The sequence below is a fragment of the Streptomyces sp. NPDC027663 genome, assembly GCF_055566415.1.
Window position 1 is genome coordinate 100,395 of record NZ_JBVHSK010000017.1, and the last position, 22,190, is coordinate 122,584.

22 protein-coding genes and 7 pseudogenes are annotated in these 22,190 nt (G+C 68.6%); 18 read left to right on the plus strand and 11 right to left on the minus strand.

All coding sequences use genetic code 11. The features are described from left to right. Positions 1 to 914: 914 nt before the first annotated feature. A complete protein-coding gene (locus ACZ4SF_RS32350; RefSeq protein WP_468391559.1) occupies positions 915 to 1,127 on the plus strand; it encodes an STAS domain-containing protein in 213 nt (70 codons plus the stop codon). A 63-nt stretch (positions 1,128 to 1,190) separates the two neighbouring features. On the opposite strand, the gene ACZ4SF_RS32355 is transcribed toward ACZ4SF_RS32350, so the two are convergent. Next, complete coding sequence (locus ACZ4SF_RS32355) at positions 1,191 to 1,388, minus strand: hypothetical protein (protein ID WP_468391562.1); 198 nt, start codon at positions 1,386 to 1,388, stop codon at positions 1,191 to 1,193. Positions 1,389 to 1,491: 103 nt separating this feature from the next. Between ACZ4SF_RS32355 and ACZ4SF_RS32360 the strand changes: the two are divergent. Together ACZ4SF_RS32360 and ACZ4SF_RS32365 are read left to right on the plus strand one after the other, a co-directional pair. Next, positions 1,492 to 1,620: pseudogene (locus ACZ4SF_RS32360) on the plus strand (IS5/IS1182 family transposase); the annotation flags it as partial. A 221-nt stretch (positions 1,621 to 1,841) separates the two neighbouring features. Then, complete coding sequence (locus ACZ4SF_RS32365) at positions 1,842 to 2,753, plus strand: transposase (RefSeq protein WP_468391679.1); 912 nt, start codon at positions 1,842 to 1,844, stop codon at positions 2,751 to 2,753. 54 nt (positions 2,754 to 2,807) lie between these two features. On the opposite strand, the gene ACZ4SF_RS32370 is transcribed toward ACZ4SF_RS32365, so the two are convergent. Next, positions 2,808 to 3,230: a hypothetical protein gene (locus ACZ4SF_RS32370; RefSeq protein ID WP_468391682.1), complete on the minus strand. Its 423-nt coding sequence runs from the start codon at positions 3,228 to 3,230 to the stop codon at positions 2,808 to 2,810. A 204-nt stretch (positions 3,231 to 3,434) separates the two neighbouring features. Between ACZ4SF_RS32370 and ACZ4SF_RS32375 the strand changes: the two genes are divergently transcribed. The 3 genes from ACZ4SF_RS32375 to fmdA are packed head-to-tail and all read left to right on the plus strand — an operon-like array spanning position 3,435 to position 5,652. Then, positions 3,435 to 3,713, plus strand: a complete 279-nt coding sequence (locus ACZ4SF_RS32375; RefSeq protein ID WP_468391565.1) for an FmdB family zinc ribbon protein — start codon at positions 3,435 to 3,437, stop codon at positions 3,711 to 3,713. Between the two features lie 21 nt (positions 3,714 to 3,734). After that, positions 3,735 to 4,373, plus strand: a complete 639-nt coding sequence (locus ACZ4SF_RS32380; protein WP_468391567.1) for an AmiS/UreI family transporter — start codon at positions 3,735 to 3,737, stop codon at positions 4,371 to 4,373. A gap of 28 nt (positions 4,374 to 4,401) precedes the next feature. After that, positions 4,402 to 5,652, plus strand: coding sequence for a formamidase (gene fmdA, locus ACZ4SF_RS32385; RefSeq protein ID WP_468391569.1), 1,251 nt, complete (start codon positions 4,402 to 4,404; stop codon positions 5,650 to 5,652). Between the two features lie 120 nt (positions 5,653 to 5,772). On the opposite strand, the pseudogene ACZ4SF_RS32390 reads toward fmdA, so the two are convergent. The 6 genes and pseudogenes from ACZ4SF_RS32390 to ACZ4SF_RS32415 form a co-directional block, all read right to left on the minus strand. Further along, positions 5,773 to 6,394, minus strand: a pseudogene (locus ACZ4SF_RS32390) (transposase); the annotation flags it as partial. Beyond that, complete coding sequence (locus ACZ4SF_RS32395) at positions 6,313 to 7,152, minus strand: MBL fold metallo-hydrolase (RefSeq protein ID WP_468391572.1); 840 nt, start codon at positions 7,150 to 7,152, stop codon at positions 6,313 to 6,315. The gene ACZ4SF_RS32395 and the pseudogene ACZ4SF_RS32390, both read right to left, overlap by 82 nt. 271 nt (positions 7,153 to 7,423) lie before the next feature. Next, on the minus strand, positions 7,424 to 7,924 hold the full coding sequence (locus tag ACZ4SF_RS32400) for a DUF3291 domain-containing protein (RefSeq protein WP_468391575.1): 501 nt from the start codon (positions 7,922 to 7,924) through the stop codon (positions 7,424 to 7,426). A 32-nt stretch (positions 7,925 to 7,956) separates the two neighbouring features. Continuing rightward, a complete protein-coding gene (locus ACZ4SF_RS32405; RefSeq protein ID WP_468391578.1) occupies positions 7,957 to 8,646 on the minus strand; it encodes a helix-turn-helix transcriptional regulator in 690 nt (229 codons plus the stop codon). Between the two features lie 9 nt (positions 8,647 to 8,655). Beyond that, positions 8,656 to 9,647: pseudogene (locus tag ACZ4SF_RS32410) on the minus strand (tryptophan synthase subunit alpha). After that, the gene (locus ACZ4SF_RS32415; protein ID WP_468391581.1) at positions 9,644 to 9,871 is read right to left on the minus strand and encodes a hypothetical protein; all 228 of its coding nucleotides are present in this window, start codon (positions 9,869 to 9,871) and stop codon (positions 9,644 to 9,646) included. Before ACZ4SF_RS32415 ends, ACZ4SF_RS32410 begins: the two are co-directional and overlap by 4 nt. Positions 9,872 to 10,140: 269 nt before the next feature. Here ACZ4SF_RS32415 and ACZ4SF_RS32420 point away from each other — a divergent pair, with 269 nt between their 5' ends. Next, positions 10,141 to 10,512 (plus strand): hypothetical protein, encoded by a 372-nt coding sequence (locus ACZ4SF_RS32420; RefSeq protein WP_468391583.1) that lies wholly within the window; start codon positions 10,141 to 10,143, stop codon positions 10,510 to 10,512. Positions 10,513 to 10,691: 179 nt separating this feature from the next. Here ACZ4SF_RS32420 and ACZ4SF_RS32425 read toward each other — a convergent pair whose 3' ends face one another. Beyond that, the gene (locus tag ACZ4SF_RS32425; RefSeq protein WP_468391586.1) at positions 10,692 to 11,867 is read right to left on the minus strand and encodes a serine hydrolase domain-containing protein; all 1,176 of its coding nucleotides are present in this window, start codon (positions 11,865 to 11,867) and stop codon (positions 10,692 to 10,694) included. Positions 11,868 to 12,028: 161 nt separating this feature from the next. Then, positions 12,029 to 12,421, minus strand: a complete 393-nt coding sequence (locus ACZ4SF_RS32430; RefSeq protein WP_468391588.1) for a hypothetical protein — start codon at positions 12,419 to 12,421, stop codon at positions 12,029 to 12,031. 150 nt (positions 12,422 to 12,571) lie between these two features. Between ACZ4SF_RS32430 and ACZ4SF_RS32435 the strand changes: the two genes are divergently transcribed. The 5 genes and pseudogenes from ACZ4SF_RS32435 to ACZ4SF_RS32455 all read left to right on the plus strand — a co-directional run. Beyond that, entirely contained in the window at positions 12,572 to 13,114 is a 543-nt protein-coding gene (locus tag ACZ4SF_RS32435) for an MOSC domain-containing protein (protein ID WP_468391591.1), read from the plus strand. Positions 13,115 to 13,196: 82 nt separating this feature from the next. After that, a pseudogene (locus ACZ4SF_RS32440) lies at positions 13,197 to 13,964 on the plus strand (transposase); the annotation flags it as partial. A 35-nt stretch (positions 13,965 to 13,999) separates the two neighbouring features. Then, positions 14,000 to 14,152 carry a hypothetical protein gene (locus ACZ4SF_RS32445; RefSeq protein ID WP_468391703.1) on the plus strand — a complete coding sequence of 51 codons (153 nt, stop codon included), beginning with the start codon at positions 14,000 to 14,002 and terminating at the stop codon, positions 14,150 to 14,152. A 47-nt stretch (positions 14,153 to 14,199) separates the two neighbouring features. Next, positions 14,200 to 15,363 carry a peptidylprolyl isomerase gene (locus ACZ4SF_RS32450; protein ID WP_468391594.1) on the plus strand — a complete coding sequence of 388 codons (1,164 nt, stop codon included), beginning with the start codon at positions 14,200 to 14,202 and terminating at the stop codon, positions 15,361 to 15,363. Positions 15,364 to 16,484: 1,121 nt separating this feature from the next. Further along, a pseudogene (locus ACZ4SF_RS32455) lies at positions 16,485 to 16,849 on the plus strand (hypothetical protein); the annotation flags it as partial. On the opposite strand, the gene ACZ4SF_RS32460 reads toward ACZ4SF_RS32455, so the two are convergent. Continuing rightward, positions 16,764 to 17,828 (minus strand): pentapeptide repeat-containing protein, encoded by a 1,065-nt coding sequence (locus ACZ4SF_RS32460; RefSeq protein ID WP_468391596.1) that lies wholly within the window; start codon positions 17,826 to 17,828, stop codon positions 16,764 to 16,766. The pseudogene ACZ4SF_RS32455 and the gene ACZ4SF_RS32460 overlap by 86 nt on opposite strands. A 424-nt stretch (positions 17,829 to 18,252) precedes the next feature. Here ACZ4SF_RS32460 and ACZ4SF_RS32465 point away from each other — a divergent pair, with 424 nt between their 5' ends. The 6 genes and pseudogenes from ACZ4SF_RS32465 to ACZ4SF_RS32490 all read left to right on the plus strand — a co-directional run bounded on the left by ACZ4SF_RS32465 (position 18,253) and on the right by ACZ4SF_RS32490 (position 22,038). After that, on the plus strand, positions 18,253 to 19,137 hold the full coding sequence (locus ACZ4SF_RS32465; protein ID WP_468391599.1) for a sensor histidine kinase: 885 nt from the start codon (positions 18,253 to 18,255) through the stop codon (positions 19,135 to 19,137). Between the two features lie 14 nt (positions 19,138 to 19,151). After that, positions 19,152 to 19,427: an ATP-binding protein gene (locus ACZ4SF_RS32470; protein ID WP_468391684.1), complete on the plus strand. Its 276-nt coding sequence runs from the start codon at positions 19,152 to 19,154 to the stop codon at positions 19,425 to 19,427. Then, positions 19,424 to 19,832 (plus strand): annotated as a pseudogene (locus ACZ4SF_RS32475) (response regulator); the annotation flags it as partial. The gene ACZ4SF_RS32470 and the pseudogene ACZ4SF_RS32475, both read left to right, overlap by 4 nt. A 424-nt stretch (positions 19,833 to 20,256) precedes the next feature. Continuing rightward, a pseudogene (locus ACZ4SF_RS32480) lies at positions 20,257 to 20,460 on the plus strand (helix-turn-helix domain-containing protein); the annotation flags it as partial. 45 nt (positions 20,461 to 20,505) lie between these two features. Beyond that, positions 20,506 to 20,991, plus strand: coding sequence for a hypothetical protein (locus ACZ4SF_RS32485; RefSeq protein WP_468391706.1), 486 nt, complete (start codon positions 20,506 to 20,508; stop codon positions 20,989 to 20,991). Between the two features lie 87 nt (positions 20,992 to 21,078). After that, entirely contained in the window at positions 21,079 to 22,038 is a 960-nt protein-coding gene (locus ACZ4SF_RS32490; protein WP_468391602.1) for a DMT family transporter, read from the plus strand. The last annotated feature ends 152 nt before the right edge of the window (positions 22,039 to 22,190 follow it).

Below are 22,190 nucleotides of genomic sequence, written 5' to 3' on the forward strand. Positions count from 1 at the left end.
GGGCGCTGCGCGATAAATCCTGCCAGGCCGGTCACGCCCTTCCCGCCTGGGATGTGTGCTGAGTAGCAGGCGGCTGTGTCGGTTGCCCGACGCCCCGCTCGCCGCGCTGGCGTCTCGTCCTCGACGCCGTGTGCTGCGGGCACCCGCCGACGCCGCCGTCGCCCTGCTCCGGGCCGAGGGGAACGACATCAAGGACGAGGAGGTCCCCCGTCTCTCCCCGCTCAAGGACCGGCGCGTCAACTTCCTGGGCCGTTACCTGTTCAGCATCGAGGCCGGGGGGCCTGGCCGGGGCCTGAGCCCTTTCCGCGACCCCGACGCCACTGAAGGCGCAGGGACTGTTTCACGAAAAGGTCAGCGGCAGGCCCACCAGTGCGGCAAGCGCGACGACACCCACCGCCAGCCAGGCGACGTCCTCCCCGACATGTCCTGGTGCAGGCGGCGGGCCGCCGGCACCGCCGCGCCCGGGCGCAGCAGGGTCTGGAGGGCGGCGGACGAGTGCGGCGGCCAGACCGCCAGGCAGGCAACGACACCGGCGAGGGCGCCGGACAGCATGGCGAGGCCGACATCCGAGGCGGTCCAGTCGGTGCGAAGGCATACGGCGGGGAGTAGCGGCGCGGAGCCGGAGAGGACCTGTGCGACGTAGGCGGTGCGGTCGGTGAAGGCGAGCGCCGCATGCCCGCGCGCAGCACCGCGGCGCCCGTCAGGGCGGAGACGAGCACGAACAGCGCGGGCATCCACGGGTGGCCGACGACCGTGAGGGCGTCCTTGGTCACGGCCTTGCCCAGCCGGTCGCGAAGGGGTCCTGTCGTACGGCGCAAAAGGTGCATCCGCAATCCGGGGCACTGTGATCACCGTGTGCGGCGAATGGACCTGCAGACCTGTCCTGAACTGGCACAGTCCGCCTCCGGCGTCCGGTGGGCGGCCAGCCGCTGCATCTGGACCTGTCGGGCGTGTCCTTCATGGACTCCAGCGGGCTGCACCTCCTGGTGCACCTGCGCCGACGTCTGCAGGCCGAAGGCGCCGTCCTTGCCGTCACCGGGCTGCGGTCCCAGCCCGCGTGTTCCTCCCGCTCGGGATCGCCGGCAGGTAGGCGTTCGATGTCCGCTACGAGATCGTCGATCTGCTGATGCTCTTCCTCGACCACGGTCCGTCAGTTCTTCGCCGTCCGGGACCGAGGCTCGTACGGCGGGTCACAGCACCGTCTCTTCCGCGAAGGCATGGCTGAAGACCAGCTGCACCACCTGCTTCAGGGCCCGTTCCCGCTGGTGGAGGTAGTCGAGGGTCGGGCTGCGGTCGCGCCCGACAAGTCGGCCGCTCCCTAGATCACGACGACGGACGACATCATCGACCAGCGCGACGAGCAGGACGCCGGCAAGGAGTCCACTCACGGTGCGAAGAGCTGGGACATGGGCGAAGCCCTGGACGCAGCCGGGGTCCGTCCCGAGGACGTCCAGGAGGAGTAGCGACCGGGCTGCCTGCCATGGCGGCCGGCCGTTGGTACAGGGCATCCCGCCGGTCCGGTCGCGTCGCGGCCGACGGCGGCGCAGGCCGGGCAAGCTCCACCGCGACAAGGGCTGCGACTACGACCACCTTCGGCGATGGATACGCGGCCGCGGCATCACACCACACATCGCACGCACCATGGCCTGGCTCTCGGGATGCCGACGCCTGCACCGCCGCTACGAGCGCCAAGCCAGTCACTTCCTGGCCTTCACCAGCATCGCCTGCACCCTCATCTGCTACCGAGGACTCGCCAATCGAGAAGGCTTGTTACGAGTTGGTGCGTGATAGCGGGTTGAGGCATTGTGCCTGGCCGGTGGCATGATCCGTCTGTGGCGATCATGGTCAATCGGGCGGTGTCGGCGCATCGGCTGTTCACGGGGATCTCTCGACGTCATCTCGCGCGTCTGGTCGAAGAGTTGGCGGTGCCGTGGCAAGCCGGGGTCGAGGGCCGTCGCCATGCTGCACGAGGTGGGGCCAGGAAGCGGGCCGCGGGAGCCGGCGCCCGCCACCAGCTGGTCTTCGTCGACCGGCTGGTGGCCACGCTGATCCATCTGCGGCACGACCTGCCGCACTCGGTACTGGGGCTGCTGTTCGGTGTCGACCGCTCCACCATCACCCGTGCGATCGCAGAGATACGTACGCTTCTGGCCGAGCGGGGGTGCGCGGTCCCCGACCGTCCCGGCCTGCGGTTACGGACCATGGCCGACGTGTTCGCCTACGCCCAGGCCGAAGGCATCGAGCTGCGGCTGGATGCCACCGAGATCCAGGTCCGCCGACCACCGGCCGGCCGCGGCGGACGGCGCACATTCGTTTCCGGGAAGAAGAAACAGAACACCATGAAGGCCACCGTCATCGCTGACTGGCGGGGCCGCACGTTATGGACCGACACCCTGCGGCCTGGTCGTATGCACGATGCCACGGCTGCACGCAACGAGGGCATCGCCGTCTGCTTCCAGCACTTCCCCGACGTCGAGGTCCTTCTGGACGGCGGCTACCTCGGCCTGAGCCGCGACCACCGCGGGCAAGCGATCACACCGCCAAGAAAACCGCGTCCTGGAGCACTGCCCGGCAGAGTCCAGCAGTGGGAACGCGACCGCCACGGACACTCCTCCGACCGCATCACCGTCGAACACGCCCTCGCCGACCACAAACGCTGGAAGCGACTGACGAGCTGGGCCCACCGCCGCGACCACCTGCCCGACACCTACCGAGCCATCGCCGGCCTCGTCTCCGACCGCACCACCACCTGAAAACCGGCCACGACCAGGCCAAACACGGCTCGCCCGCTATCACGCACCAACTCGTTAGAGCTTCCCGCCGATCTCGCACGCGCGGCACGGGGGCTGGCCGCAGGTGCACTGCATGAGGGCGTCGACGACCCCGCGGTCGTGGTAGAGGCACTCGTCCTTGCAGGTGTGCCGCGGAATGAACCCCGCGGGGATCTCGCCGGGCCACGGCTCGTGGCCGTCCCTGCAGCGGGCGAACCGCTCGGGATCGGTGGAGTGCAGGTCGTGCATCTTCGACCGCGCCTCGTCCTCCAGCTGCCGCACGCGCTCCGCCAGGCTCTTGAGATCGGCGGCGATGCCGGCGTAGTGGTCGGTGCCGGTCCTCACGTGTGCGGCCCGCAGCGCCATCGCGGCGTTGCCGAGAAACCTGCTCGCGTCCTGGAGGTCGGTCACGTGATGCATCTGAATGCCGTTCACGCCACGGACCCATACGGCGTCCATGCTGCTCACTGATCCACCTCCGAGAAGGGAAAACCTTATTTAAGGACATTAAAGACCCGGGTTGCGCCAGTCCAGGGCTTGGAGGGTGAGTCGGCTCACAGGAAGTGTGGGTGAGATGGATCTTCCTCCGTTCATCATCCACTTGACACGGAGATTTACGAGACGTCTCCTGGAAAGGACAAAGGAACGCGTCGGAGGCTGCTGATGGCAACCTACGAATATCGATGCATCCGCTGCGGAACTTTCGATGTGAAGTTGCCGATCGGCGCGGCACCCAAGTCCTCGGGCTGTCCCGATTGCGGGGGCGCCGCACGGCGTGTGTATTCGGCCCCCTCTCTCGCGCGGACCTCGAAGGAGGTCGCCGCCGTCTATGCCCGCGAGGAGCAGTCCCGTGAGGCCCCGGAGGTGGTCTCCGAAGTGCCGCCCGGCAGGAGAGTGCGCAGGCAATCGCACCCCGCGCCCTCCGAGTTGCCGCGCCCCTGAAGGACTTGGGAGGTGCGTCCTGTGGCGAACGTGGGACTGCTCTTCGTCGGTGCGGTGCTCTTCCTGAACGGACTGCTCCTCCTCAAGAAGGTCGATCCCCGCTCGGCAGCGGTTTTCAACCTTTTCGTCGGTGCACTCCAGGTGCTGACGCCGACGTACCTCATCTTTGCCGCCGACAGCGACCCCAAGAAGATTTTGGCGGCGTCCGGGATTTATCTCTTCGGATTCACCTACCTCTATGTGGGAATCTGTCTCCTGGCCGGTATAGAAACCGATGGTGTCGGCTATTATTCGCTCTTTGTGGCAGTCGCCGCCCTGGGGTATTCGTTCGTCAATTTCCACCTTGTCAAGGACAACCCGTTCGGGGTGATCTGGCTCTACTGGGCGTTCCTGTGGTTCCTGTTCTTCCTGCTGCTCGGCCTCAAGTTGGACAGGCTCGGCAGCTACGTCGGCTGGGTCACGGCGATCGAGGGCTGGGTCACCGGCGTGATCCCCGCCGCTCTGCTGCTCTCCGGCTACTGGAAACACCCCGACGAGACCGCCATCGCACTGGGCGTCTTCGCCGTCGTCGTCTTCGCGGCGCTGTGGCCGCTCACCCGTGCATCGCGGCAACCGGCGCCCGCCACCACGACGCCGGCCGGCCCGGGTGCATCCGTGTGACCGATTCAGAAGGACCAAGGAAGCCGTCATGCCCGAAGTCAAGTTCACTGTGGACCAGAGCAAGTCCATGCGCGATCAGACCGTCCCGGGACACAACAGGTGGCATCCGGATGTTCCGGTCGCCGCCATGGTCCGCCCGGGGGACGAGTTCCGCCTCGAATGCCGCGAATGGACCGACGCGCAGATAGGCAACAACGACTCCGCCAACGACGTACGCGATGTCGACCTGAAGGCCACGCACATGCTGAGCGGGCCGATAGGCGTCGAAGGCGCGGAGCCGGGCGACCTGCTCGTCGTGGACATCCTCGACCTGGGGCCCGTACCGCAGCAGGTCGGGGACGCACCCGGTCAGGGCTGGGGATACACCGGCGTCTTCGCCAAGGCCAACGGCGGAGGATTCCTGACCGACTACTTCCCGGACGCCTACAAGGCGATCTGGGACTTCCACGGTCAGCAGGCGGTGTCCAGGCACCTGCCTGGTGTCCGCTTCACCGGCATCACCCACCCCGGTCTCTTCGGCACCGCCCCCTCCGCGGACCTACTGGCGAGCTGGAACAGGCGCGAGCAGGCGCTGATCGACACCGACCCCGACCGGATCCCCCCGCTGGGGCTCGCGCCCGATGCCGACGGGGGACTCGCGGGAAAGGCGACCGGATCCGATGCCCAGCGCATCCTCGAGGAAGGAGCACGCACCGTTCCCGCACGGGAGAACGGCGGCAACCACGACATCAAGAACTTCACGCGCGGTGCCCGGGTCTTCTACCCCGTACACGTCAACGACGCCAAGCTGTCGGGCGGTGACCTGCACTTCAGCCAGGGAGACGGGGAAATCACCTTCTGCGGCGCCATCGAGATGGGCGGCTACATCGACTTCCACGTCGACCTGATCAAGGGCGGCATGGAGAAGTACGGCATCAACACCAACCCCGTCTTCATGCCGGGCAACGTCGAGCCGCGGTACTCGGAGTTCATGTCCTTCATCGGGATCTCCGTGGACCACGACACCGACACCAATTACTACATGGACGCGACGGTTGCCTTCCGCCGCGCCTGCCTCAACGCCGTCGAGTACCTGAAGAGGTTCGGTTACTCAGGAGAGCAGGCCTACCTGATCCTCGGCGCCGCCCCCATCGAGGGACGCATCAGCGGGATCGTGGACATTCCCAACGCCTGCTGCTCGCTGTACCTCCCCACCGCCATCTTCGATTTCGACGTCCGGCCCACCTCCGCCGGCCCCACGACGGCCGACCGCGGCCAGTGCGCGGTCTCCACGGCCTGACCGGACACCGGCGCCCGGCCGGACGCCGACCGCAGGAGTTCAGCGGCTGGTACTCCCAGCCGCCATTCCTGGCCATAGGCCGAGTCCGCGGTGTGAGTCTTCGGTAGCAGATGAGGGTGTGTCGCAGCCCTTGTGGCCGTGGAGCTTGCCCGGCCGGCGCCGCCGTCGGCCGCGACGCGACGGGACCGGCGGGATGCCCTGTACCAGCGGAATGAGGGCCTGGCTGTTCGTGGACGTCGGCACCGGAGATGCCGACGGACAGGGGCAGACCGGTGCGCTCGGTGATCAGGTGGACCTTCGAGCCGTACTTGCCTCAGTCCACAGGATTCGGGCCTGTCAGCTCCCCCTTTTCAGCCCTCATGTTCACGGAGTCGATCGCGCAACGGGACCAGTCCAGCTCACCGCGGGCACCCAACTCGTCGAGGACCAGGCGGTGGAGCTTGGCCCACACCCGGGCCTTCGACCACTCCCATGCACCGCCGATCACGCACAACACCCCGGGCGGCAAGCTGGTGGGGCTGCTCAGCCGCCGCGCCGGTGGGGAGGGAGTGCTGTGAAGGCCCTGTGCTGGGAAGGCGTCAACAAGCCCCCGGCGGGCGGCTGGGGTCCTCGCCCCCCGGCGCGATCGCATGGCAGGGCGCTGAGGGGGAGCGCCGCCTCTCAGCCGACGGTAGGCCGGTCGCCGCCCGGGACCAGACGTGCGTGCCGGCCCCGGGGGCAGGACAGCAGTCGTTCGTCCAATCCCAGCCGGTGCGCCTCGGTGAGGAAGTCCTCGAGCGGTGAGCGGAAGACGGTGTAGTCGTCGTAGTGCACGGGAAGCACTCGGCCGGGGGCAAGGCGCCGGGCGAGTTCAGCTCCCTGTGCGCCGTCCATGGTCACCACGAAGCCGCCGGGCAGTTGCGTGCCGCCCAGGTGGAGGACGGCCAGGTCGGTGGCGGGGAAGCGGCGGGCGATCTCCTCCAGGCCGTCGAACAGCAGGGTGTCGCCCGAGACGTACAGGCGCAGCAGCACCGGCCCGGCGGCCGGGCCGAATTCCAGCATGCTGCCCATGACGGGCGGCAGCAGGCGGCGCAGCACCGGGTGCAGGGCGTGCCGTCCGGGCAGCGAGGTCACACGGACCTGCGCGGTGCCGCGCCGCAGCGTGCAGCTCTCCCAGGTGCGCAGGTCTCCTGCCCGGTGAAATCCCTGCAGGGTGCGCAGCCGGCGTGCGGCGTGCGGTGTCGTGACGATCGGGAGCGAGTGGTCCAGGTGGCTCCTGGCGCGGCGGTCCCAGTGGTCACCGTGCAGGTGCGAGAGGACGACGCCGTCCAGGCGGGGCAGGTCCGCGGCGTCGAGGGCGGGTTCGGTGAGCCTGCGGCTGACCAGTCCGTATCCCAGGTGGGCGCGCTCGCCGCGGTGGAGGAGATTGGGGTCCGTCAGCAGGGTCAGTCCGCCGAACCGCAGCAGAACCGTGGCGTTGCCGATGAAGTGGAGGTCGATGGCGTCGTCGAAGGCTGTCATACCGGTTCCTGTCCGGCGGGCGCAGCCCGTCTGAGGTCGGCACGGTCTGGTTGCCGGTCCCCGGGTTCCCCTCACGCCCGGGCGCATACGCCGCACCGGCCCTCGACAAGGGGCGGCCGATCACGCGGCTCGAGCCAACACGTCTGTGATGATCAGCGGCAATCACACCGCTGCGGCCGCTTCTCGCCGTCTGCCGGCGAGGAGCGGGCCAGGCCTGCAGCTCAGGCTTGGGGGGCCTGGACGTAGTCGACCTGTGGATCAGGCAATTGCTTCAGCTTGCGTTTGGCGGCGCGACCTCAAGGTGCTGGACGGCCTCGGCTGCGGTGTAGGAGGAGGCGAAGGTGAACGCGCGGGGGGACGGCCCGTGCGCCCGCAGGTCCGCCAGCCGCTCCAGGGCCTCGTCGACGGTCGGGAGGTGGCCGACGGGGACCCACCAGAGCACCAGGTGCGCTTCGACATGCCGTTCAAACCATTCGCGGCGCCGCTGCATGGCCTCCAGGTGCCCGCTGCGGTAGGTGAAGTCCCACAGGGCTTCCTGGGTCTCCCACACCGACAGAGTGACGATGACGTCGTCGCCCGCCGGGCGCAGGCCGGTGGCGTCGGCCGCCCCCTCCTCCACGAGCCGCCACACGAAGCCGGGCGCGGCGTCGGCGGAGGCGTTGACCGGGTCGAGCATCTTGACGAACGGCGCCGTGCGCGGGTCGTCAAGGGGGTGTCGGAGCGTGGCGACGTTGAGGTGGGCGAGGTGGGCGGCATGCACGGATGCGGTCATGTCCTCATCCCAGCATGGCCCACATTTCTATGTCAATCAATGTTGTTTTTAGAATTGTCGACCACCACGCAGCACTCGCCCGGTCGGGGGTCCATGCGGGCGCGGACGGGGCCGTCCGTGCCGAACAGCCCCTCCAGCAAAGCGAGATTCATGCCGCAGACCAATGGCGGGAAGCGTTCGGCGACGGCATGGAAGGGGCAGTTGCGCATACGCACGACACTGGCGGCCGCCCCCGACACCCCTTTGGCGTCTTCGGGGCTTTCCAGGTGTGGTTCGTAGCCGCGGGCGGCCAGCATCTCCATGGCCTCTTCAAGACCGCCGCAGGGCGCCGCCGAGCCACGCAGGACCTCACCCCGGCGGCGCGCCGCCGCACACAGTCCGGCATCCAGCCCGGCCTGCTCGGCCGCCTCGGCGAGCAGCTCGGCGGCAGTGCGGTAGTCGCGGACGGGCAGCGACACCGACAACTCCGCCTGCGCCCGCGTGTACACCTTGGCGGGACGGCCCGCCCCCGGCCCCGAGCGGCCCGACAGACGGCGGCTGCCGCTCTCCAGCAGCCCGACCTCGACCAGCCTGTCCAGATGGTGCGCAGCGAGCGTGCGCGCAACCCCGGCCGCCTCGGCGGCCTCGTTGCGCCCGATCTCGCGGCCCTGCGCCGCCACGTACTCGTACAGGCGACGCCGCACCGGATCCTGCAACGCCGCGATCGCGTCAATGTCCTCCACCAGGCCATTCTAGGAACAACACAGGTTGGATATAGAAGGGCGGACCCGACCCGGCCAGTGTGCCCGACTCACGTGGCCTATCGGGGATGCAGGTGGCGTGCCCCGTTTGCATGGTCGCCGACGGCTACCGCCCCGACCGCTACGACGGGCTGTCGCGCACGGGTCACCCCCCCGGGCCTGGCTGATCAAGGTGGCGAACCGTCCCAGCACCCGGATCGCTCGATCAAGCCCTCCGTCAGCGAGCGCACTCACCAGCGGTGAACCGATCACCACCCCGGCGACACTGCACTGCCCAACGGCCGATGCGGCCAGCTCAGGGGTGGAGATGCCGATGCCGGTGAGGACCGCAGTCGCCGACGCGAGGCGACGAGCTGCCCCGACGAACGAGACCAGATCGTCGAGATCGATCCCGGTCGAGTAGCCCGTCCGCTGCCCCGCCCCCGCGGGCGCATAGACGAAGCCGGTCGCGGCCCGGCACGTGGCGCCCATCTCGCTGGGCGAAGCCCCGCGACCGGGCAAGAGGGGCGCGGTAATCCCGGCCTCGGCAGCCACCATGGCCCAGGCCGCCGCGTACGAGGGTGGCACGTCGGGAACGAGGCATCTGGCAGCCCCTGCGAAGCGAGGTCAGGAGCCATCCGCGCCGGCCCATAAGTCAGCACCGTCGCCCAATACATCGTCGTGATCACGGGCCTGTCCGACAGGGTGGACATCTGCCGCACCGTCTCCAGCGTGCTACTCACCCCGTCGCCGCCACGAAGCGCGCGGCGATGCGCGGCGGCAATAACCGGGCCGTCGAGCCACGGATCAACGGCGGGAGCGCCCACCTCCAGCACCGTGGCGCCGCTCTGCGTGAAGGCGGCGAACGTCTCGACACCGCTACGCAGATCCGGATAGCCAGCCACCGAGAAGGCACCAGGCGTGGGCCGTGCATTCTCCAACTCGGCTCGCGGTGCGACGCCTTGGCAGTCCACCGCGTCACGTACATGTATGCCATACGTCATCGCAGGTCGCCCGCGACCCGGACAATGGGGCGCTCGGGAAAGGTGTACGGCACGCCCATCTCGATCGAATCAGCGCTGGCGGCCAGCACGTGCGTGAGATCCAGGCCTTGGCCGAGCGTGGAATAGCCGGCCGGAAGGTAGGTGGCGAGGGCTCCGGAAGACCGGACTCGCGCTGTTGAGAGCACTTCTTCAAGCCGGGAAGGACGGGGTGCTGGGACGGTCATGGCGGAGGTTCTTCGGAGACAGGCCCGGGAGCGGTAGCGGATAACGGCCTTTTGGCCTGGTCCCATGCGAGGGCCAGGCCAAGGCGCGGAGTTATGGGCCGCGTCTGGAGCGTCATGCGCATCCTCAGCGAGGTCCATGGAGCCGAGAACGTACGCCTGGTCGTCTGGTTCTACTGACTCGCGGCTGAATACTTGGTGGCACTGCCCTGCAGGTCGAACGCTCAGCTCGATCCGGGTACTCCCCCCTCTTGGCGTACACCATCTCCGGGATGTACGGCATCACGCAGCCGATCTTGGAGGTGCCGGGCAGGGCGTTGTCGCATCGAACAGACGGCTGGCTCAGGGTGATGTCGTTCGTCGGTGCGGTCCACCGGGGGTTGGTGAAGTTCCAGCGTGCCGTCCCATGCCCCACACCCTTATCCCCTTTGCGCAGCGGCATCACCGACGAGCCCACCACCCGGCACCCGCATCTGGCCCTGCTCGGCTCGCTCCACCTGCCCGGACCGGACCCGGCGAGCATCGACATCGAACGGCTTCATCGGCCCAACCGCCACGAACAGATCGCTCTCTCCACGGCGGCACGAAGACTCGGAATGACAACTGAGGACGCCCAGGCCGTCCGCCGTCTTCTCTGGGGGTAACCGTGTGGCGCGAGGCGAGTGGAGACCACTTTGTGCAGCTCAGCGCCGGTGCGGACGACAGTATCGTGTGCAACACCTGTGGCGCTACTTGTGATTGGAGCGGTGGTCGGAGCTCCCGAAGAGTGCGCCGCAGTCACGCGTGCGGCACGAACGGTCTGAGGCCGGCGCCGAGTGCATGGTCAGGTGGTGCGGCACAGAGCGTGGTCGATGAGGTTGCGAAGTGCGTCCTCCTGAAGGGCCGCGATCTGCGGGTCCGCGGAGCGGCTGTGCGCAGAGACGGTGATCGTGCGCCGTCCGTCCGTGGTTGTCGCTGCCCGGATGACATAGCCGAAGCCGCTTCCTCCGTGCCCGAGGTAACCGCCGCCGCAGGACAGGGGGGTGAAGAACAGGCCCAGGCCGTCCCGGGTGCCTGCCGGGTGGCCGCTGTCCTGCGGCACCGGGACTGTGGTCCGCATGGCAGCGAGCTCGGCGGGCTTCAGCAGCCGTCCGTTGACCAGGGCGGTGAAGAAGCGGTTGAGGTCGCGGGCCGTGCCGGTCATCGAGCCGTCGGCCCCACTGTCGAAGGGACGGTAGGGAATCGTGGTGTCGACCAGCGGACCGTCGACGGTGAACTGCTGATAGTTGGCCGTGTGCGGATGCGGGAGGAAAGGCTTTGTGCCCGGGGTGTCGGTGTGCTGCAGGCCGAGGGGACGCAGGATGCGGTCGTGGACCTGCTGTTCCCACGTGCGGCCGGTGACCTTCTCGATGATCATTCCGGCGAGTACGTAGTTCGTGTTGGAGTACGCCCAGCGAGTGCTGGCTGGGAAGGCAGGCTCATGGCGCATGGCCAGGGCGACCAGCTCTTCGGGCTTGTAGGCACTCCACCGGTTGGCGAAGTAGGTCTGGGCACTGGGGTCGGGGAAGACGTCGTAGATGTAGTCGGACAGGCCGCTGGTGTGCTGCAGCAGGTCGCGGACGGTGATGGTCCGGCCGTCGTTTCCGGCTCCGGACACGACCCCGGGCAGCAGTTGCTCCACCGTCTGGTCAAGGGAGATCCGCTTTTCGCCCACCAGTTGCAGCACGACGGTGGCGACGAACGTTTTGGTGGTGCTGCCCAGACGCAGGTAGCCGTCGTTCGAGACCGGGCGATGAGCGACCAGGTCTCCCACCCCAGAGCGGGCCGTGGTTGTCCCGCGTGGGGTCTCCAGGCGGACTGCTACTCCGGTGACCCCGGTATCCCGCAGAGCGTCGGCGTCACGCTGCACAGACCAAGCCGTGCCGGAGGGGCCTGGCGCGGCCGAAGCCGCAACGGACGGCAGAGACGACACGGCCAGCGCAAGCACCGCAGCTGATAACCACACACGACGAAAGATCATGACCTGAGGCTAGGAACAACAAGGGTCACCAGCCATCCGGGATACGCCCCTTGTGAACGGGTGCCAGCCGGATGGACAAGCCCACCATGCATCCGGCCTCACCACTGAGCTTCCACATCTGATAGCGCCCGCTGAACAGCAGAAAGGGCGCTGGACCTGACTCAGCCGCGTTGGTTCAGCGCTCTGGTCAGGTCCCGGTTGGCCTCCCTCGCGGCATCGAGATCGGATCGGGCCTCCTCCAACGCGGAGGTCAGTTCGACGTTGTGCTGCTCCAGCCTCGTGATCTTCCGCTGGAGCTCGTCGATGTCCGCCGGGGCGCCCAGCCCCGACTCCAGCCATGCCTGAGCACCCAACGCCTGCGACAGCCGCTTCTCCAGCTGCTGGACGCGGGCCGCCAGGCGGGTGTTGCGGGCCTGAGCGTTGGCAAGGTCGGCCTGGAGCGAGGCCCGGCTCACCGGCGAGCCGCCGGCCGGGTCCTGAGCTCCCGGTTCGCATTCGGCCGCATGGACAAGTTCGAGCAGGTCGCGGTGACGACAGAGGAACGTGCGGTCCACTCCAGCTTGCCGGGCGATGGCGGAAACGCTGATCGGCGTGCCGTTCTTGGCGGCGTTCCTTACGGCCTCACCCGCGATTGACCGTGGCTGCTGCGCCTTGAGGGTTAGGGTCGTGGCTGATCATTGTCACTGAGGAGGGGGCTTTCGAGGATGAGCGGGATAGTCACGGCAGTCAGCCGCAACGGCGAGTACTCATTCACCAAGCCGAACCGGGACAGCATCACACTGCTCGCCGGGCTCGGTGTGGAGGGCGACGTGCATGCCGGCGTGACGGTCAAGCACCGCTCACGCGTCGCGCAGGACCCCACCCAGCCAAACCTGCGTCAGGTCCACCTCATCCATGAAGAGCTCTTCGCCGAGGTCGGTGCAGAGGGATTCAAGGTGGTACCCGGTGACCTCGGCGAAAACATCACCACCCGTGGCATCGATCTCCTCGGCCTGCCGGTCGGCACGCTGCTGCGCATCGGCGACGATGCAGTGCTGGAGGTGACCGGCCTGCGCAATCCCTGCCTGCAGATCGACAACTTCCGGGACGGGCTGCTGAAGCAGGTTGTTGGCCGCGATGAGGCCGGGAACATCGTACGCAAGGCCGGAATCATGAGCATCGTGAAGCAGGGCGGCGCGGTGCGCCCGGGTGACACGATCAAAGCGGAGCTTCCCAGCGGGCCGCACCGGCCCCTGGAGCGGGTCTGACGTCTCTCCACTAGGCGGGCCGTGACATGGCATCGGCCGCGCGGGTTCTTGTGGTGTGAACATCAAGCAGGCCCGCGCGGCCATGTCGCATCCTGCCTTGTGCGGCCTCTCGCGCCAGCATCTCGGCGAGTTGATCGAAGAACTGGCGCCACGTTGGGAGGCGCGTTGTGAGTCCGTTCGGCGCGAACGGCGCAGGGGCGCTCGCCGACGGCACGCAGGGGCCGGACCGAAGTACGAACTGGTCTTCACCGACCGTGTCCTGGCGACCCTTGTCCACCTGCGAACTGGTCTGTCTCACGAGGCACTGGCTGTGATCTACGAGGTGGGCTCCTCCACCATCGGCCGCGAGATCAGCGAGATCCGACCGCTGCTGGCCGAGCGCGGGTTCGCGGTGCCTGACCGGCCTGGCATTCGGCTGCGAACCCTGGCGGACGTGTTCGCCTATGCAGCGGCTGAGAACATCACATTGCGGATCGACGGCACCGAGACCCAGGTCCGCCGCCCGAAGGCGCACTGCCCCGGCCGCCGGGCCTTTGTCTCCGGCAAGCGCAGGCAGAGCACGATCAAGACCACCACGATCAGCGACCAGCAGGGCCGCACCCTGTGGTCCGGAGCCGTCCGACCCGGCCGGATGCACGACCAGACCGCCGTACGCACGGAGGGCATCGCCGATCTGCTCTGGCAGCACCCCATGGTGAAGGTCGAGGTCGACGAGGGTTACCGGGGCCTGGCCAACGAGTTCCCCGACCAGATCAGCGCACCGCCGAGGAAGCCGAAAGACACCGACAACGCGCCGCTGACCGAACACTATGGGTGGCGCGAGATGCGCCGCCGCCAGTCCTCGAACCGGATCTGCGTCGAGCACGCCAACGCGGAGCACCGGCAGTGGCGCCCACTCCAGCGGTACACCGGGCGCAGGGAAGAGTACGGCGAGACCACCGCGCCATCGCCGGACTGGTCTCTGACCGCGCGGCCGAGCGGGCCACCCTGCACAAGCCGAGCACCGAACTCGTCCTCGTCCGCACCATGGCCTGCTGAATCACCCACCAGCCGAACCGCCAAGCCAACACGACTCGCTGAAGGACTTGCACACCTTCACCGACGCCCTCGTCCGCGGCCACCTCCTCAAGCCCGAGCAGCGGCGGGAGATCCTCAACGCCAACGTGAACATGGTCGGCCTGCCGGCAGGTGCGCCCAGCATGAAGTACGGGCTCGGACTGTACGAGTACAAGCTGCGATGTGGGGATGCCGTGGCGATGACCGGTGGGATCTCCGGCTACAACGCCTTCGTGTTCTCCTCTCCCGACGGCAAGCACATGTGTGACGCCGCGGTCGCTCTGCTGCCGTCCGTCCTCACTTGCAGCCTGGCCCTCACCGGGGGAGGAGGATCACGCGGTCGAAGACCTGATGGTCGCCACCCTCACGGTGGCCCGATGTGGCTTGCGGGCGGGTTCTCGCCCGCCAGGCCGCGCCCTAGACTGCGACCGCTCCGAAATCTGGCGATCTTTTGGAGGGTGTGCAGCATGAACCGAACTCTCATGACCGCATTGGCAGCGGCAGCGTTGGTCGTGTCCGGTGGCAGCACCACCGCCTCCGCTTCCGATGCCCCGCCGCGAACCACGCACGGTCCTTGCCAGTACACCCAGACCCCGGACGAGCCGGCGGCGCGGCCGGTGCCCCTGCCGCCCGACCCACGACGCACCCCCAGTCACGGCACGGCCGGTGTGGCTGTCCGGACCAGCCAGGGCCCGCTCCCGCTGCGTCTGGACCGGGCGAAGGCGCCGTGCACGGTCCAGAGTTTCGTGCATCTGGCGCAGCACCGGTTCTACGACCGTACGGTGTGCCATCGGCTGACGGCGTATCCGACGCTGAAGGTCCTGCAGTGTGGCGACCCGACCGGCACTGGCGAGGGTGGGCCGGGGTACAAGTACAAGGACGAGCTGCCGGTGGACCTGCCGCCGGCACCGAGTGATCCGACCGGCGTCCGTCGCCTTTACGGTCGCGGCTTGCTGGCGATGGCCAACGCCGGGCCGAACACGAACGGTTCGCAGTTCTTCGTCGTCTACGGCGACTCCGCGCTGCGACCGAACTACACGGTGTTCGGCACGGTCGGTGCCGCCGGCCTGGAGACGCTCGACAAGGTCGCAGCTGGCGGTATCGCACCAACAGCTCAGGAACCGGGGCCTGTCGACGGCACGCCCGTGCTGCGGACCGAGCTGCTCAGCGTCCGACCGTCCTGCCGACCTTGACGAAGTGTGGCGCGATCAGCGCGGTCCAGCTACGGGACTGGCCCCGCCACGATGATGCCAGTCACCGCGATGACGGTGTCGTCGGAGTAGGGCAACGGGCCGCGGAGGAAGCAGCGATCGCGAAACCACTCCCGGACCTGGGGGTGCCCCCAGGTCTTCCGACGACTCATTCTCGCGGCGGCCGGAGCCATCCTCGCGTCCGCCGTCTGCCTGCCGCAGGCCTCCGCCACGACCCTGGGCCACGGTCGCGGCGGGGCCGCGCTTCAACCACTGCGGCTACCAGGTGACCGGCGACGGCGTGCGGCTGCGCACCACCGGGCAACGGCACCGCACTCGGCCTGCTCCACCGGGGTGACAGGGTGTACGCCGATATGGCGGACGGGGCCTGGTGACGGGTGCGCTGGCCTACGACAGCGGCAGCGCACCCGGCACCCGCAAGACGTCCGGTCTGCGCGCTGGCACCACCGGATGGACGGCCGAGCGGTACGCGCGGGCCCACACTGCGTGCAGATCGATTGACCCGGGCCATGCCCGGGGTGGGAAGGGTGCGGAGCTACACTGACGGCGGGTCGGCGCAACCCGGCCCACGCGTCCTAGTGAGATCCCGGCTGCGTCCCGACCTGCCACGGCGAGGCCCTGGACCCGGACACGAGACGCGCTGCCTATGCACTGGGCCTCACCCTCAGGGGTCAACGCGTGACCTGGCTGGGGTCCGCGTCAGACGTGCGGCGCACCCGGCCGGTACCTGCCGGTCGTCGGTCGCGCTTGCAGCGCACCCAGTGCGCGAGCTGCGGCGGCACCGCGTAGATGTCCTGCTGGGCTGGTGGCCTTCGCTGCGCCGTGCCGACGTCGGGCGCGCTCATGCTCTGCCAGCCCGGGACGCCCCCGGGCGGGTGAACGGTACTGAGGCAGCGGGCCGCGAGGCCGTCGGGCGGCCCCATCTCCTTGCCCCCACCACTCCCGCGCGTGCGCACGAGGTGTCCCGGATCGAGGGGGCGAAGGCTCCGCAGTTCGGCCGATACCGCATGCTAAACGTCCGCTACGGCATGGCGAAGAAGGGCCAGCCACCGTGACGGCGGAACGTGCTGCCGGTGGGCCACGACTGCGACAGCTCCACCGCGATCACGACCGAGCCGGTCAGCCGCCCCGAGGACGCCGCCGGGTCCGTCGTGCTGCCCCGCCGTTGGGTCGTCGAACGCTCGCTGGCGTGGATGACGCACGGACGGCGTCACGCGAGGGACTACGAACGGCTGATCCAGCACTCGAAGACGCTGATCACCTGGGCGGCCATCACCTGACCCGCCGCCTGGCCCGCAAGGCGCCACCTCAGCTGGCCGGGGAAGCCGGCGCCGGCAGTCGGCTGACCGGTCTCTGGGCTGGCGAACCGGACAGGACCGAGCTCAAGGCAGGTCAGAAATGCTGGTGCCCGTGGGAAGCAGCAGTCCCGAGGGCATCACCTGCAGGCCGAATCTCGGGGGGTGGCTGAAGTCGGCTACTTGGGACAAGTCGACGGTGCCGCCGCTGAAGCGGGCGGGCGGTGCCGTGCGGTAGATGGAAGGGAGGTGGTGTTCACCGAAGTTGACGGTGGTGCCGGTGAAGATCGCGCCGGTGAAGTCGATGATGCCGGCGGAGAACTCAGCACTCTCGAAAGGGACTTCTCCTCTTGTGAAGGCAGCGTCTCGGAAGTTCACACGGGCGCCGGTGAAGTAGGCACTGTCGAAGGTGACCCAGCCGCCACTGAAGGTGGCACGGTTGAAGCGGACCGTGCCACTACGGAACTCGGCGAGCCGGAAGTAGACGCGGGCGCCTTCGGCGAAGTCGGCTTCGTCGAAGACGATCTGGTCCGTTCCGTTGCCGGCGAAGAGGCTCTTGACGAAGAGCACGTCGCCGCCGCTGAAGCGGGCGCCACGGAAGTCGGCTTCATCGAGGACAGCACCGGTGAAGTCGAGGTCGTGACCCTGCCAGGACGCGGGCGCATCGTCGCGCAGGTGGGCGGCAATGAGTCCCAGAACAGTCACGCGTACTTCCCGCTCGCGCTGCCACGACGCCAGCGCCTGATCATCGGCGGGTGGATCCGGAGCATGCGGCATTCTCAGATAGCCGCATAGCACGTCGATACACATCTGCCGCTCCTGTGGCCACTCATCGGCAAGCCGTGCCATCGCGTACGCGCCGGCCATGCGTACGGCTGGCTGGTCAGCTCCGAGTTGTTCGGCCGCGGCGCCGAACCGTTCGATCAGCGCCTTGTCATACTCACGGAGGTCGGTCGCTTCACTGAGATACTGGCGTCGATAGGCGACCACGAGTGCCACGACCCCGCCGACTCCCGCGACCACAGCCAATGCGATCTTGATGGCGTCGTAGGTATCACCGGGCTTGAGCGGTCCAGACACCCGGATGCGCGGTTCCCCCAGAATCAGCCACAGGAGTCCCAGGACTGTGAGCGCTGTGGCCACGGCCAGCACTAGTACTACGATGATGTGCAGGCCCAATGGCCAGCGCATGACACCGCGGGGAGCCGGCCTCGAATGCCGCTCAGCCGCGGTCAAGCTCGATCTCCGGGCAAGGCAGCCTCATCGGCGATCACGGAGTCGACGACGACCGCATGTTCATCGCCGCGAGCGAACAACCTCATCACGCCCCTCTGGTCCTGCCGGTGACCAGCGTGGCGTACCTTCAGCACGCGCACCAGATGGCCGGCACCGTCGGCCCCACCGCCAGTGGCTATCCCCTCCCCAGCGACGATTCCGGGATCGAAAACAGGTACCAAGCAAGTCCGCGGACTGACTCGCCCTGAGGGGCCGCCCCGGCGGGACGAGGGGTCAGCTCCGGCAGGTGCTGTCGTGGGAGGGCAGGACCAGCACGCAACCGGCCCGCCACCAAGACCCGGTGATCGATGACACCGCTCCGTGCCCACGCACTTCTGTCCGCCCGGCCGGCAACGGCCGTCGTCATGTCGGCGCTCGGATCATCCCGCCCCTCGCGTGGGACGTCCTGCTGGTGGCTGCGCTGGGGGCGGCCACGCTGCCCGCGGTCGCCGCCGAACCCGCGGCAGTGGCGGTCAGCGCAGGTCTTCTGCTGCCCCTGATCTGGCGCCGCCGGACTCCCGGGGCGGTGTTCTGCGCCGTGGCCGCCGCAGCGTTCGCCCAGTGGCTGCTGGGTTACCAACTGCCTGCTGAGGTCAGCTTGCTCGTAGCCCTCTACACGGTGGCCGCGTACACGACGCGGCAGCGAGTGCTGATCGCCTGCCTGGTCATGGAGGGCGGCATGCTGCTGGCCTGCCAGCGCTGGGCGACCGAGGGACACTGGCTGTCCACCGCTGTCGCGCTCAGCGCGCTCGCCGCTGCTGCCGCCTCCCTCGGGGCGAACTCGCGCACTCTCAGGGAGCGGGCAGCACGGCTCCAACGCGAACGGGACCAGCGGGCGTGGCTCGCAGTGGCCGGGGAGAAGAGCCGCATCACCCCCGAGATGCACGACATCGTCACCCACAACCTGTCCGTCATGGTCGCCCTGGCCGACTCCGCTCCGTACGCACAGTCGGCCGACACGTCGTCAGCCGCACTGCGTGAGGTCTCCGAGACCGGCCGGCAGGCGCTGACCGACATGCGGCGCTCACTTCACCTTTTGAGTACCGACGAGCCGGACGCGCATCGGCACCCGCCGCCCGGCATGGCCGACTTGGAGAGCCTCGCCGAGCAGATGCGCCGGCCGACTTGCCGACCCGTCTGGAGATCAGGGGCGACCCGACCCCCGTCCCTGTCGCCGCACAACTGACCGTCTACCGCTTGGTGCAGGTAGCCTTGACCAACACGCTCAAACACACGCCTCGCGGCACCCGCGCGGGCATCAGAATCCAGTGCCTGACCGACACCGTCACGGTCGACGTCACGGATGACGGACCGCCCCGCGCGGAGGCCGACGCACCCTCGGGACTCGGCATCCGCAGTATGCGCGAACGAGCTGCCGCCCACGGCGGGACGCTGCGAGCCGGACCGCTGCCGAGCGGTGGCTGGCAGGTCGCCGCCCGCCTCGACCTCGGCCGGGAAGCGGACGTGGTGGCGTGACCATCCGCGTTCTCCTCGCCGACGACGAGGCACTGCTGCGCGTGGCTTTCACCACCGTGCTGGACGCCCAGCCGGACATGAGAGCGGTCGGGGGCGCCGCGGACGGCGACGAAGCGATCCGGCTCGCCCGGCAGTTGCGCTCCGGCGTCGTCCTCATGGACGTCCGCATGCCGGGTACGGACGGGCATCGAGGCGACCCGTCGCATCCCCCGGGTCTCACCGCAGAGCAGGATACTCATGCTCACCACCTTCGACCTCGACGAGTACGCGTTCGCCGGGCTCAGCGGGGGTGCAGCGGGCTTCCTGCTGAAGAACATCCGGCCCGAAGTGCTGCTCACCGCCATTCGCGACGTCGCCGCCGGAGACGCCGTCGTCTCTCCCCGGATCACCCGGCGGCTGCTGGAGTGCGCCTCGCACTGCTGCGTCACCCAGCGGCCACGGCGGCGTAGGCAGCTTCGCGCGGCGTCACGTGATCGAGCCAGGTGATGCCCGCCGCCTGGTCGAGGAAGGGGAGGCGTGCGTTCCTTTCCGCCGCCGCCGCGAACGTGGTCTCGTAGCCGCCCGACGGAACGACCACGTGGAGACACCCCCCGCCGCGATCAGCTCTCCGGCGAACAACTGGTCTGCCGCCTCGGCGAGGAATGCCACAGGTGATGGCAGCCCTGGCCGATGGGACGGACACCGAGGTACGTTCGGTGTCGAAGTCTTCGATGATGCGGTCGGCCGCTGAAGGGCATGCCGATGGGCGCGCGTGGCTCACTGCTCCATGCCACCGGATCGCAGCCTGATTATTTCGCTGTTTGCCGAAGTGATGCGGCATCCTGGAGTCATGACACACGTACCTGCCTCCGGACCGGCGGATGCTCCGGCTCCAGCCGCGCGGCTCGCCTCTTTCGCCGCGGCCCTGGCCGATGAGACTCGGGCTGCCATCTGCATGACCTTGCTCGAAGGGCGTGCCTGGACGGCGGGTGAGCTGGCCCGCGCCGCCGGGGTGGCCCCTTCCACCGTAAGCGGGCATCTGACCCGCCTCCTCGACGCGGGGGTGTGCGTCACGGAGCGACAGGGACGGTGCAGCTACGTGCGAATCGCTGATGCGTCCACCGCCCGTCTGGTCGACGAACTTGCCTCACACGCCGTCCCGGGCCGCGATGCGGCCCACGCCGTGCCAGTGGTCGCCGCACCGGACCCCCTGGTGCGGGCCCGCACGTGCTACGACCACTTCGCGGGGAGGCTCGGCATGGCGGTGACGGACGCGATGGCGGACCGGGGTCTGCTGTGCACGGAGGGCGTTTTCGCACTGACTCGAGCCGGATTCGACTGGTGTGAGGAGGTCGGCGTCGACGTGACGGGCGCGGGGCGCAGGCCTTCGGCGAGTTCTTGCTTGGACTGGACCGAACGCCGGCGCCATCTGGGCGGCCTGGTCGGAGCGAGGCTGTGCGCGCGGGCCCTGGCTGAAGCCTGGGTGGTACGCCCGGAGGGCGGCGGGCGGGCCCTGCTGGTGACAAGGGCAGGAGAGGAGGCCTTCGGTGAACTCCTGGGCCTCACCCCACAGGCATGGAACTAGGGGGCTGGCCCGGCGGCACTGAGACTCACCACGTTCCTGCGAATAGTTCGGTGAGTGCCGAAGTGTTTGGGTGTAGGGTCGGCAGGTATGAAGCCCCGTTCGCGTGCCCTTCCCTCTGCCCTCCTCACCGGCGGCGCCGTCTGCTTCACCGTGTTCGCCTGGGCATCCGCATTCGTCTCCATCCGCAGCGCCGCAGCCGCCTACTCCCCGGGGGCACTCGCCCTCGGCAGACTGCTTGTCGCCTCGCTCGTTCTTGTGACGCTGCTCCTCCTGCGCCGCGAAGGCCTCCCTCCGCGCGGCGCCCGAAAAGGCATCCTGTTGTCCGGACTCGTATGGTTCGCCGGCTACATGGTCGCGCTCAACTGGGGTGAACGCCTCGTCGATGCGGGGACCGCGTCCCTGCTCGTGAATACCGGGCCGATTCTCATGGCACTCCTCGCCGCGCGCCTGTTGGGCGAGGGCCTGCCGCCGCGGCTGCTTACGGGCACAGCGGTCTCCTTCGCCGGCGCCGTAGTCGTCGGCCTGTCGATGTCGTCCGAAAGCGGCGGCTCGACGTCGGTGCTCGGGGTGGCGCTGTGCCTGCTCGCGGCGGTGGCATACGCGACAGGGGTCATCGCGCAGAAGCCCGCACTCTCCTACGGGACACCGCTGCAGATCACCACATACAGTTGCCTCACCGGGACCTTGGCGTGCCTGCCGTTCACCGGGCAGTTGGTCGCCGAAATCCCCCGGGCCCCCCTCTCCGCCAGCCTCAACATGGTCTATCTGGGCGTAGTCCCCACCGCCCTCGCCTTCACCACCTGGACTTACGCCCTCGCACGGATGCCGGCTGGGAAACTCGGCGCAACCACCTACGCCGTGCCGGCCATCGTCGTCCTTCTGAGTTGGATACTCCTGGGTGAAGTCCCGGCCTGGCTGACACTGCTGGGGGGCCTGCTGTGCCTGACCGGGGTGGCCATCTCCCGCTACCGCCCCCGAACTCCGAAGGGCACCGCCATACGAGCGGACGCATCCGTGCCCCAACGCGTCGGCACACAAGGGCGATAGCACACTCCCGACCGCCACACGACCACTCACACCTCCGCGCCCACCGACCGGGGATCTGCGCTCATTCGATTTTCCGGCCTTCCGGCCCCACGGCCTCGCGCCCCGCCCATCGGAGTTCAGCCTTGGCGCCATCCGGCCCGGTGCCGCACCAC

Excerpts from the sequence above, each read along its gene's own strand:
- ACZ4SF_RS32365 (WP_468391679.1), top strand. The coding sequence starts at position 1,842 with ATGGTCAATCGGGCGGTGTCGGCGCATCGGCTGTTCACGGGGATCTCT.
- ACZ4SF_RS32370 (WP_468391682.1), bottom strand. The coding sequence starts at position 3,230 with ATGGACGCCGTATGGGTCCGTGGCGTGAACGGCATTCAGATGCATCAC.
- ACZ4SF_RS32375 (WP_468391565.1), top strand. The coding sequence starts at position 3,435 with ATGGCAACCTACGAATATCGATGCATCCGCTGCGGAACTTTCGATGTG.
- fmdA (WP_468391569.1), top strand. The coding sequence starts at position 4,402 with ATGCCCGAAGTCAAGTTCACTGTGGACCAGAGCAAGTCCATGCGCGAT.
- ACZ4SF_RS32395 (WP_468391572.1), bottom strand. The coding sequence starts at position 7,152 with ATGACAGCCTTCGACGACGCCATCGACCTCCACTTCATCGGCAACGCC.
- ACZ4SF_RS32400 (WP_468391575.1), bottom strand. The coding sequence starts at position 7,924 with ATGACCGCATCCGTGCATGCCGCCCACCTCGCCCACCTCAACGTCGCC.
- ACZ4SF_RS32415 (WP_468391581.1), bottom strand. The coding sequence starts at position 9,871 with ATGACCGTCCCAGCACCCCGTCCTTCCCGGCTTGAAGAAGTGCTCTCA.
- ACZ4SF_RS32420 (WP_468391583.1), top strand. The coding sequence starts at position 10,141 with ATGTACGGCATCACGCAGCCGATCTTGGAGGTGCCGGGCAGGGCGTTG.
- ACZ4SF_RS32425 (WP_468391586.1), bottom strand. The coding sequence starts at position 11,867 with ATGATCTTTCGTCGTGTGTGGTTATCAGCTGCGGTGCTTGCGCTGGCC.
- ACZ4SF_RS32435 (WP_468391591.1), top strand. The coding sequence starts at position 12,572 with ATGAGCGGGATAGTCACGGCAGTCAGCCGCAACGGCGAGTACTCATTC.
- ACZ4SF_RS32490 (WP_468391602.1), top strand. The coding sequence starts at position 21,079 with ATGAAGCCCCGTTCGCGTGCCCTTCCCTCTGCCCTCCTCACCGGCGGC.